The 11,290-nt window shown below is 44.9% G+C and carries 8 protein-coding genes and 1 pseudogene; 8 read left to right on the plus strand and 1 reads right to left on the minus strand.

Annotated elements, in window-relative coordinates; genetic code table 11:
• Window positions 1-862: O-antigen ligase family protein (locus QN379_RS22320; protein WP_323507652.1), on the plus strand; the 862-nt coding region annotated here is incomplete at its 5' end.
• A gap of 634 nt (window positions 863-1,496) precedes the next feature.
• The gene (locus tag QN379_RS22325) at window positions 1,497-2,609 is read left to right on the plus strand and encodes a porin (protein WP_323507653.1); all 1,113 of its coding nucleotides are present in this window, start codon (window positions 1,497-1,499) and stop codon (window positions 2,607-2,609) included.
• A gap of 455 nt (window positions 2,610-3,064) precedes the next feature.
• On the opposite strand, the gene QN379_RS22330 is transcribed toward QN379_RS22325, so the two are convergent.
• Window positions 3,065-4,126 (minus strand): DNA-binding protein, encoded by a 1,062-nt coding sequence (locus QN379_RS22330; RefSeq protein ID WP_322238526.1) that lies wholly within the window; start codon window positions 4,124-4,126, stop codon window positions 3,065-3,067.
• Window positions 4,127-4,454: 328 nt separating this feature from the next.
• On the opposite strand from QN379_RS22330, the gene QN379_RS22335 reads away from it, so the two are divergent.
• The 6 genes and pseudogenes from QN379_RS22335 to QN379_RS22360 all read left to right on the plus strand — a co-directional run.
• Window positions 4,455-5,432: a tyrosine-type recombinase/integrase gene (locus QN379_RS22335; RefSeq protein WP_322238528.1), complete on the plus strand. Its 978-nt coding sequence runs from the start codon at window positions 4,455-4,457 to the stop codon at window positions 5,430-5,432.
• A 469-nt stretch (window positions 5,433-5,901) separates the two neighbouring features.
• A complete protein-coding gene (locus QN379_RS22340) occupies window positions 5,902-6,324 on the plus strand; it encodes a PRC-barrel domain-containing protein (protein WP_322238531.1) in 423 nt (140 codons plus the stop codon).
• 113 nt (window positions 6,325-6,437) lie between these two features.
• Window positions 6,438-7,352 (plus strand): Ku protein, encoded by a 915-nt coding sequence (locus QN379_RS22345; RefSeq protein WP_322238533.1) that lies wholly within the window; start codon window positions 6,438-6,440, stop codon window positions 7,350-7,352.
• A gap of 19 nt (window positions 7,353-7,371) precedes the next feature.
• Window positions 7,372-10,050 (plus strand): DNA ligase D, encoded by a 2,679-nt coding sequence (ligD, locus tag QN379_RS22350; protein WP_322238535.1) that lies wholly within the window; start codon window positions 7,372-7,374, stop codon window positions 10,048-10,050.
• Between the two features lie 259 nt (window positions 10,051-10,309).
• Window positions 10,310-10,534 carry a hypothetical protein gene (locus tag QN379_RS22355; RefSeq protein ID WP_322238537.1) on the plus strand — a complete coding sequence of 75 codons (225 nt, stop codon included), beginning with the start codon at window positions 10,310-10,312 and terminating at the stop codon, window positions 10,532-10,534.
• A gap of 144 nt (window positions 10,535-10,678) precedes the next feature.
• Window positions 10,679-11,290, plus strand: a pseudogene (locus QN379_RS22360) (VRR-NUC domain-containing protein); the annotation flags it as partial.

Raw genomic sequence — 11,290 nt, forward strand, 5'->3', positions numbered from 1 at the left:
GCGTTATGTAACAGATTTCATACCCATAATAATATTTGGTCAAATGGCCTTGTTACTCGGTATATTCTCTATTTTGTCAATTTCATGGAATAAGACTTCTAATCGATACATCATTTTTTTGAAAATTACTGCGTTATGTTCAGGGTTATATGTGGCTTACCTGTCGCAATCTCGTGGTGTATGGCTGACTATACCTATTTTTATTTTATTGGGTATTGTGGTAACAAAAAATGTTAGCTCTCGTTATAAATTTGGAGTCATTTCTGTTTTTTTCGCTTTATTAGTAGGTGTATCTTACTTTGGTAATATAGTAAAAGATCGTGTAGCTGTAGCGGAAACGGATATAAGCCAATACTCAGTTGGATCCGATGTTGATACTTCTTTAGGCATTCGCCTCCAGCTTTGGCGTGCGTCGTGGATGCTATTCACCGAGCACCCACTCATTGGGGTAGGTGTAGAAGGCTTTTCAAAAGAACTACATAATTTGGCAAAAAGAAAAGTCATTACACCCTTATCGGCGACATTTGCACACTCTCATAACGAAATATTATTTACGATGTCAAGATTTGGCGTATTCGGTTTGTTAGCAATACTCGGTTTATATTTTATACCTGCATATTATTTTATTAGAGAGATACGCGATGATGATCCCGAAGTGCGATATACCGCCGCAATGGGCGCAGCACTAACTATTGGATTTTTTACATTGGGATTAGTTGATGTTGTATTTTTATGGTGGGAAGTCTATCCATTTTATTCAATCAGCATAGCATTGTTACTCACCTATATTATCAAACGGAAAGATATTATATTTAAGCAACGATCCGATCTATCGTCGCATCATCTTTCTAGTGCGTCTTAATTAAGCAAATTTGTTAAAAGTTGCTTTTTCCGGAAGGGGCTCATATCCAGATGTCAACATGAACATCTTATTAATGCGCACAAAATAATCATCCTCCTCAAGTCTAGGTGTCGGTGATGACCGGCACACTGACGTCAGAAATAACCGTTCACGCAATCAGTGACCTCCGCTGATCTGTCCGATGAAAATGATCGTCCACCTTGTTGCTATTCCAATGCTAACGCCACTACTTTCGATCTAATAATTTGATCAGGTGATGGTCGATTAATACCGTAAAAATTCTAGTTTGCCAGCGCTAGGTGATGGATCACTTACGCCAAAAAGATATGGAATCGCCGGTATTTAATCAGCGCAGGGAGGCAGATCCAGTCACAAGATAGCTTTAAACAGGTTAAGTACATGTCAAATTTCCATTAATTCCATGTATACACCTTTGATTGATAAGGAAATCATCTAATTCGAGCATGGTTATGGGGCAATAAACGCGATTAATTTCTCGAGAGCACTATAATTCCGCTTGGTTGGTAACAATGTAACTTTTTGTTACGCCGTTATTTGTCAGGTTGCTTGCCAAATTCGCCGTTATCGATATAGGCGAGCACAAGAAATTATGATTCATTAATAAGGAAAGAAATTGAAAAAAACATTATTTGCTCTAGCTGCATTCAGTCTAATTAATGCAAGCGCGCAAGCCCAAAGCAATGTCACTATTTATGGTGTCGTGGATGCGGGTGTGACTTATACGAGCAAAGTTGGCCCAAACAATAACAGCCGTCTAAGTGTAGATTCTGGCGATCTATCGACCTCTCGGATCGGTTTCAAAGGAGTTGAAGATCTTGGTGGTGGCTTAAAGGCAGTTTTTCAATTGGAAAGCGGTTTCAATGTTGACGACGGCTCATTGTCGGTGGCAAATACGCTGTTTGATCGCAAAGCTGTCGTTGGTCTGACCGGTGCATTCGGTATCGTGACTATTGGTCGCCAAACTGATTTCCTGGAGGACATCGGAAGTAAATACACGTCAGCTCAAACATTCGGCGGTAACGGTATCAAGGGTGGTCATTTTAATAATTTGGATCGCGTCGCCGGCACACGCACTAACAATTCGATCCGCTATGACAGCATTATTCACGGTGGATTTACTGGTAGCTTGTACTATGGCTTTGGTGAAGTCGCTGGACAAACCTCTGCCGGGCAGTCTTTTGGTATTGGTGGTAATTATGCCAATGGGCCGTTCGGCATTGGCTTGGCATATTTTCAGACTAAGCTTGCTTCGGGTGCATCAACAGCTAAAGCTGGGGGCAGCAATTTAAAAACATTTACCCTTGGTTCGAGCTATCAACTAGGTCAAGCGAAGCTGTATGGCGCTTGGTCCCAAGTCAAGCAACCATTGGCGACTTCTGTAGCAACTGTAGGTTTGGTTAATATTACCTCTGCAACCAAAGCGAATATCTTTGATGTCGGCGTGGATTATGCGTTTTCTCCAAAAGTCCATTTGTTGGGAAGCGTCATTTATGACCGCGCTGATATAAGCCGCCAAACGGTCGGCTCGACCAAAGTCAGTACTACTCAGCTGAATCTTGGTGTTGACTATTTCCTCTCTAAACGCACTGACGTATACGGGTTTTACAGCAAGCAGCGAGCAAATGGCGTCTATAATCCGGGTGTGATTAATGCCGCTTATAGTAACGCGCCGGCAGATGACAGTAATCAAAGCGTCTTGCGTGTCGGCATTCGTCATAAGTTTTAATTAGTAAACAGTTAGACTGCAACCAGCTGTGCCAACCGCCGCCATTAAAATCCGTGGTTGTTAGTTTGCATATAAGTTAATCGGCGCGTTTCATAACGAGACGCGCCGAATTTCAATTTAAGCATAGATTTTAGCTGCACAATCGCTTTTAAATCTTATGTCCCGCTATGAAAAGTTAATAATTCGTACATGTCATCCGGTGCTGGTTGTTCAAGCCAATCCTTCGCGAAGGCTTTAGCTTGTTTTTTGTATGCAGCCAAAGTGTTGGCACCCATAGAGTTTTCAAATTTAGCTAAAGTGGCGATCCCAGGCTTTCTACGTTAATATTTTCACTGTATTCACCGACTTGTTGGTAGATGCAGATATTTAAATAATGGTGATCCAAAATAGCAGACCGACGTCCCCCATCGCCATCAAACCGCTATTTAAAAGCCAGTGTAATGACGTCGAACTAATTATTTAGGACCTGCATGCGTGTGCATTGCGGTCGTCAAAGCCTGTGCTTGCAAAGTAGCCCGTTCTTGCAACAGGCCACTTTTTTCTTCCCTCAGTTGCTCCATTTTTACTTCTGATTCAGCGATCCGCTTGTCGAGTAGCCACTTCTCTTTTTCTTCGATCGCGCATTGCAAACGTACGTCGCTTAGAGATTGAAGTGCTATTTCCAACGTTTGTTTGAGTTCGGCGCGATCTGTTGTGAGTTGCTGAATTTGATAGGTGAGTTGACTATGCTCGTCTTTGACTATTGCTGCTTGTTGACGTTCTGCGCGAGCGGTTTCCTGCAACCGTTGCACTTCATCGAGTAGTGTAGGAATCTGTGCGAGTTGGGCTTCTTGCTGAGCGAGCCGTAATTGTTGATCGCTGGATTGTTGCCGAATATTTACTAGTTCTTGCTCGCCACGCATTAATTTTTGCTCAAATACGCTCCGTTCTTCGGCGCGTTGGATTGTAGTTGCCTCCTGATAATGCTCGAACTGAGTGCGAGCGTAACCGAGTTGTTGATTCATTGTCACAATCTCGGCCGCACGATCCGCTAGGCGATTTTGTAAGCCTGTATTTTCGGCCTGTGCAGTCGCTAACGTTAAATTGAGTGCACGTTGTTCGGCGCGCAACTGTTCAAATACCTGCTGCGCACGCGCAGCATCGTCTTTTAGTTGCCTATTGGTTTCGGCCGCTATGGCATTTTCTTCGAGCTGACGTTGCAATGTTTCGCCCATCGCTTCCAACTCTTTTTGATGCGCTTCTTGCGCCTGGGTAATTCTTTGCTCTACGTCTGACTGAAGATTGTCATACACACTTTTCATCGCATCAATCAGGTTTGACGGCATACCGACCTCTGCGCTTGCCCTATTTTCCTGGTGCTCTGCCTTCCATCGTTTTAAGAGCGGGGCGATGGTACTTTTGCTACCCGTACTTCCTAGCTCTTCACGAACGCCATCTACCGTCGGATTTTTTCCTTCGGCAATTAATTTATCGGCTGCTTGAATGACATCAGCGTACAAAATTCCAATTCGTCCCATTTTTACCTTTAAATAACGTAATACATAATACGTAATATTACAATAATATAAGTCTAAAGTCTAGGTGGTAATTGCGGTATATAACATGCGATAATGTATGTTATCGCATGTTATATATCAGCTTGTAATGCTATCGTTTGTAATGGACATTACAGGGTTCATTTAAGCGATTTCGAACGGAAATGCATTCTTCAGTTAAAAAATGCCTTAGTACGAATACCTAAAAATCAGCCGTAAAAAATGTGTATTGGTTGCGAAGGCGAAGGCACAGTCAATGGCTGCGAGCAATCTCCACAATGGATCGCCACAATGAGATGGGGGAAGGTGCATGAAGATTCGTATCGAGGATGGTAAGGTTGCAGTCATTGAGAGCGTTGGCGACTCTGTCGCTCAGCGGCAACAACAGCATCGAGAATTTCTTGCCGCGGCGACTTCGGATAACACGCGCCGGACTTACCGCTCGGCGATTCGCCACTATCTGGAGTGGGGCGGGGTGCTGCCTGCGGACGAATCAATGATGCTTCGCTACCTTCTGAGCTATTCGCAATTACTTAATCCAAGGACTTTAGCGTTACGTTTAACAGCGCTATCTCAATGGCATATTCAGCAAAATTTTCCAGATCCGGCAGCGACCCTCAATGTGCGTAAAACGCTGTTGGGGATACAGCGCAAAAATGGTCAGCCAGCCCGAAAGGCAAAAGCGTTGCCAGTAGAAGATTTGGCGCTAATCGTCACTGCCTTAACACACCAGGGAACATTAAAAGCGCTTCGTGATAGCGCTTTGCTGCAGATTGCCTACTTTGGTGCGTATCGGCGGAGCGAGGTCGTACGTCTTCAAGTCGAGCACGTCTCCTGGGAGCCCGAGGGAGTGCTCATAACATTGCCGCGTTCAAAGACCGACCAGAAAGGCGAGGGAATTACCAAGGCAATTCCCTTCGGCGAGCAAGTTTGTTGTCCACCCAATGCTTTGCGTACTTGGTGTCGGGCAGCGAACATTTCTTCAGGGGCAATATTCAGAAGTATCAACAAATGGGAGCAAATTGGTGTTGATGCATTGCACGAGGCTAGCCTCAACAGTATTTTGACTGCGGCTGCGGTGCTAGCTGATTTGCCCTATGTTCCACAGTTAAGTAGCCACAGCTTAAGACGCGGATTAGCAACTAGCGCCTATCGTGCTGGAGCGCGATTTCAAGATATTAAAAGACAGGGCGGTTGGCAACACGATGGGACGGTACAAGGTTACATCGAAGAAGCAGGGCGTTTCGAGGAAAATGCTGCAGGTCATTTATTGCGCAAATCAAAGTAAGGCAAGCGTAAACCTATCGTTTTATTTCTACAAAACGATTAGAAGGGTGAGCGTCGATTACGGTTTTTTCTTTATCTAAATCACCAAACTGATTTATACGCATTTTACGTCACATTTATTTTGATGCGTGATGTTAACCGTTAAGGGTTAAGCATTAAGTATTAATGGCGTTTTTCGACCATCATAAACGAGGAGTTTTAGCGACTTCCTTTGTCAATATTCCCTTTAAATTTACGCCGCTTTGTATGCGTGGTGTATATCGACCATGCAGTTTTAACGCGCTGTTATAGATTGTCGCAAAACAACATTGAGACCTGTTACTTTGAGAAAAATTACCACCCATTAAGCTTCTGGAATTTCTATTAAGGCTGTGGGAACTTTTGATAATTGGGTGAAGTCTAGCGCTTACGTTCGCTGTGTTTTCCATGAACGTAAACCACCTTGATAATCTACGAAAGGAGCAAAAAAAATGAGCTACCTGGATCGTGATACTTACGGCATATATAGAAATAATCCAAATGGAGGCCCAGGGCCAGATGTGCTTGGAGCGGATACGTTAATAGGGAACGACGTTTGCAATCAGTCTGGCGAGGACTTGGGTGATATCAAAGAATTGATGATCGATACACGTACCGGTAAGGTTAGCTATGCGGTTCTATCTTTTGGCGGCTTTCTTGGAATGGGAGAAAAGTTATTTGCTGTTCCATGGGGTGTTTTGAAGCTTGACTCAGTCAATCAACGCTTCATTCTTGACGTCGACAAAGATCATCTGAAGAGCGCCCCAGGTTTCGATAAAGATCATTGGCCCGACATGGCAGATCAAAGTTGGGCAAGTGAAATTGACACTTACTATGGATCAAACAGGTACGGCGATTCCACGCCAAGACTGTAATCGCTAAATGAATAGCGGCACAGTAGTAGCGGGCAGATAGTTATCTGCCTGTTTTTTGATTATATGCACAAATCAGGATAATCGATCGCTTGTAAAATTAAGGAGAAGTTGCTATGGCGACTGCGAGCAAACGTGTCCTTTGGAAAGGAGCGATATCGTTCGGGCTGGTACACATCCCCATTGCATTGCATTCTGCAACAGCGGAGCAAGGTCTCAATTTCGATTGGCTTGATAAACGTAGCATGGACCCCGTCGGTTATAAGCGAATCAATAAGAAAACGGGCAAGGATGTCGATAAAGAAAATATCGTCAAAGGATTCGAATATGAGGATGGCCAATATGTTATTTTATCGCAGGAAGAAATAGCGGCGGCCTATCCAAAATCTACTCAAACAATTGAAATCGAAAGCTTTGTTGACGCTGGTGATATACCTTTTTTATATCTTGAGCGACCCTATTACGTGTCGCCGATCAATAAAGGCGCCAAGGTCTATGCGTTGCTCCGCGAAGTGTTAATCAAAACAGGAAAAGTAGGCATTGCCAAAGTAGTGATTCAGACCAAGCAGCATTTGGCAGTATTAATGCCTTGTGGCCCAGCGCTGGTCTTGGATTTGTTGCGCTGGGGAACAGAGGTTCGAAATTGGGATGAGCTTGATTTACCGGAAGAAGGAATCAAAGCGAGCGGTATCAGCGAAAAAGAAATGACGATGGGTGAACAGTTGGTCCGGGATATGAGCGCAAAGTGGAACCCGGAGGACTTTACCGACTCATTCAAAGAGCAAATCCTTCAATTGGTAGAAGATAAGGTCAAAGCTGGCCAGACCGAAACCGTTTCTCACATTGACAAAGAGCCAGGCGAATCCTCGGCCAGTGCTCGCATCTACGATCTCACGGAGATGTTACAGCGGAGCCTGAGCAATATGGGCAAATCGGCTAAACCGATCGCGAAGCCAAAGGCCGCAACAACAAAGCCTAAAGCCGCCGCAACCAGAACAAAAAAATCAGTGACCAAACGTAAGGCCAGTTAAAGACTATCGGGAGATCGTCATGACGCGCGCTGATCCACTCAAGGTTTATAAAAGTAAACGCGACTTCACCAAAACGTCAGAGCCCGAAGAGGGTGGGACAGATGACAGTATTGGACACGCTTTTGTTGTGCAGAAACACTGGGCGTCGCGCTTGCATTATGACGTACGTCTCGAATATAACGGCACCATGCGGAGCTGGGCCGTGCCAAAAGGTCCGAGTTATGATCCGAAAGATAAGCGGATGGCAGTTCAGGTTGAAGATCATCCGGTTGCCTACAATGAATTTGAAGGAGAAATTCCCGCCAGGCAATACGGTGCAGGGAAGGTGATCATTTGGGATAAGGGCATTTGGCAGCCACTTAACGATCCAGAAGTCGGATTACGAGAAGGTAATTTAAAATTCTCACTGAAAGGCCATAAATTACATGGCAATTGGGCTTTGATTCGTTTAAAAAATACAAGCGATAACGTGATAACGAATAAAAAGCCATCATGGTTGCTAATCAAGGAAAAAGACGAATTCGCGCAACCGGCTATTGCATATAGCGTCGTCGACGAAATGCCAGATAGCGTCGCCACGTTACAGCTACCGCCAGAAACCGGCAAAACAAAAGCAACGAGAAAAAGGACCGCTAAGTCACAGTCGCAGTCAAGGTCAAAGTCAAAAATAAAAACTAAAATTAGAACGACCAATAAAGTTGAAGATATTTTAGACCCGATAACGGCAGTCAAAGCTTCACCTAAACTCTTAACTAAGAAAGCAGTTGATCCAAAACAAGATGGCGTTCCGGCGGGTGCCATAAAGGCAGCGCTCCCGACAAAATTGATTCCTCAATTAGCGACCTTGGTCGATAGCGCGCCGATCGACTCGACAGAATGGCTTTATGAGATTAAATACGATGGCTATCGTTTATTGTCTCGAGTCGCTGGTAACAAAATCACATTGATGACGCGCAATGGACACGATTGGACGGAGAAATTACCTGCTTTAAGAGATGCGTTGAAGGACGCCAGACTTCCCAATGGCTGGTATGACGGTGAGATAGTAGTGCAAGGAGAAAAAGGAATCCCTGATTTTCAAGCATTACAGGGCGCGTTCGATACACACGAAACCCAGCGTATCGTCTATTTTTTATTCGACCTTCCTTTTTATGACGGTTTCGACCTGAGGCAATCAGCGCTAATAGCAAGGCGAGCGTTGCTGAGGACTTTGGTCGGAAAAATTGAGTCCCCGATACTCCGATTCAGCGAAACCTTTGAAGCGAATGGCGCAGACATTGTGGCATCTGCTTGCCGACTTGGAATGGAGGGCATCATTGGGAAAAAGCGGGACGCGCACTATGTGAGCAGACGCTCCAATGATTGGATTAAATTGAAGTGCAGTCATCGACAAGAGTTTGTCATTGGCGGCTATACCGACCCTCGGGGAAGCCGCACAGCGATGGGATCATTGTTACTTGGGGTCCATGACGCAGATGGGAAATTGCGTTACGCAGGCAAAGTGGGCACAGGCTTCAATGAAAAAACATTACGCTCGCTACTCGTCAAATTAAATGCCATAAAAAGTGAGCAAAATCCCTTCACTGCAACTAGCGACCTCCGACCAGATGGGCATTGGGTGAAACCGCAATTGCTCGCTGAAGTTTCCTTTGCAGAGTGGACTAAAAGCGGGCGAATACGGCATCCTGTTTATCAAGGCTTGCGCAATGATAAACCCGCGCGGGCGATTGTTCGAGAAGTGGCCCGGCAGCCGGATAATCGTGTAGATGGGCACGCGGATTCATTGACTACGCTACCGCCGTCGTTAAAGATTACTAATCCGGAACGTGAGATTGATCCGGATAGTGGGATTACTAAAATTGAATTATTGCGGTTTTATGCGTTGGTGGCACCTTTGATGATGCCGCACCTTAAAGGTCGGCCAGTCTCTTTATTGCGCGCCCCGGATGGCGTTGGAAAACAGGTATTTTTCCAAAAACACCTTGCAATGGCGCATATGACAGGCGTGTCGGAACTGGCCGCTAAGCTTGATCCTGAACACGAACGTTTACTGGAAGTGGTCCGTCCTGAAGGATTATTGTCAGCCGCGCAAATGAACGTTATTGAGTTTCATACCTGGAACGCGGTCAAGACTGCCATTGATAAACCGGATCGCATGACTTTTGATCTCGATCCGGGCGAGGGCGTTAACTGGACAACGGTACAGGAATCAACCTTGCTGATAAAAGCGATGCTGGATCAATTAGGGCTTACCTCATTTGTAAAGACCAGCGGTGGAAAAGGATTTCACATCGTCGTCCCTTTGGCCAAGCACTATGGATGGGAAGTGGTGAAGGCATTCTCGCGGGCAATCGTCGCGCATTTAGTCTCGGCACTTCCAACCCATTTTGTCGTAAAAAGCGGGCCACGCAATCGTGTCGGCAAGATCTTCGTCGATTATTTACGCAATGGCTTTGGGGCGACCACCGTGTGCGCTTGGTCCGCAAGGGCAAGACTCGGACTTGGCGTATCGGTGCCAATACGTTGGGACGAGGTAAATCACGTCACCAGTGGAGCGCATTGGACGGTCCAAACAATTCATACACGGTTAGATCAAGGTAACCGTCCCTGGGACGCATACGCAAAGTCTGCGCAGGGATTGGCGGTTGCCATGAAAAAATTAGGCTTTAAACTGGATGGAAACGATTATGGGGAATAAGGTGGTGAGGCCATTGGACGTGGCGTCGACCATTCTAAAATTTTCCATCCAAATATTAAAGAAAGGCCTTAATGCGTCGCTTACAGAGAAATCGTGCGTGTAGACAATGAATTTTAATCAGATGAAATAGCAGTGTTGCTGAAAAAGAGCATTAAGGATGGATAGCCAAAAAGAGACAGATTCAATTTATACTGTATATGCATACAGTTGTTATGGTAAGCTTTGATCTCGGTGTTAAGAATTTTAGGGATAACTTATTATGACAGCCTCTCATTCCATTATTGCAAAACCCGCTTTCTCTGAAGGCGCTAAGACTGGCTTACGCCTAGGTATCGGCGGTCGTGAAATATCGATCTGCCGTGATAATCGTAAGCGTTATTACACGCCCAATCCAATTGTCGAATGGAGGACGGGATTAACGTCGGGATATGTGGAGTTATTGTTTCTTCGCATATGGTTGATTCGTCTGTGCGCAGCGCAGTAAAGGGAAGATGGATGCTTCAGCGTGCTGGATAATTCCACGATCCTTACGGACTGATGCTTTTTACCGATGGGCACCATTTTGAACTTCACCAACATAATTCGCGTAATGGGCTAGCAACAGATTTGTACTATCTGAATTCCAAAAATGGTGAATGTGCTAGAAAATCGCTTTTATTATCTCGATAACTTCCATATCGTTTTGGATTGGGTTTCAGGTCGTTATAGCGATCTCCTGACTTGCGAAGAGGGTGAATTCATTCGCAACTTCCGTTTGTTGCCGCAGGCATCAAGAGCGCTACTAGTCCGATTGGTTATGCGCAAGGGAGACTTATTTCGGTCGAGTAAACTGGCATACAGTGAAATAGGAGCAATAGAAATAGCAATTGCTCCTTTGATAGAACTTGGCTGGATTGATCGCAATCCACTTCTGAAACTGGAAGCAATGTTTGGTTTATTAAAAAAAACCGAAATTGCGCATATTTTCGGTTCCGCGCTTTTGAAAAACGCTGTTATTAAAGCGAAAAAAACGGAGCAATTATTAGCACTCACTACGCTCACTAACGACATACTCGTCACACAGAATTTTTCCAGTTGGTATCCAGAGTCGGAGGAGTGTGTCTATCAAGTTTGTATAAGGGTTATTTGCGACCATATAAAATTGTTATTTTTTGGAAATCTGCATCAAGACTGGACGGAATTCGTTCTGGCTGACCTGGGCGTTTTCAGATATGAGAAAGTTACCTTAACGTCGTTATCC

Origin of the sequence: Glaciimonas sp. Gout2, assembly GCF_035018905.1 — a bacterium.
Classification (GTDB): Bacteria; Pseudomonadota; Gammaproteobacteria; order Burkholderiales; family Burkholderiaceae_D; genus Glaciimonas.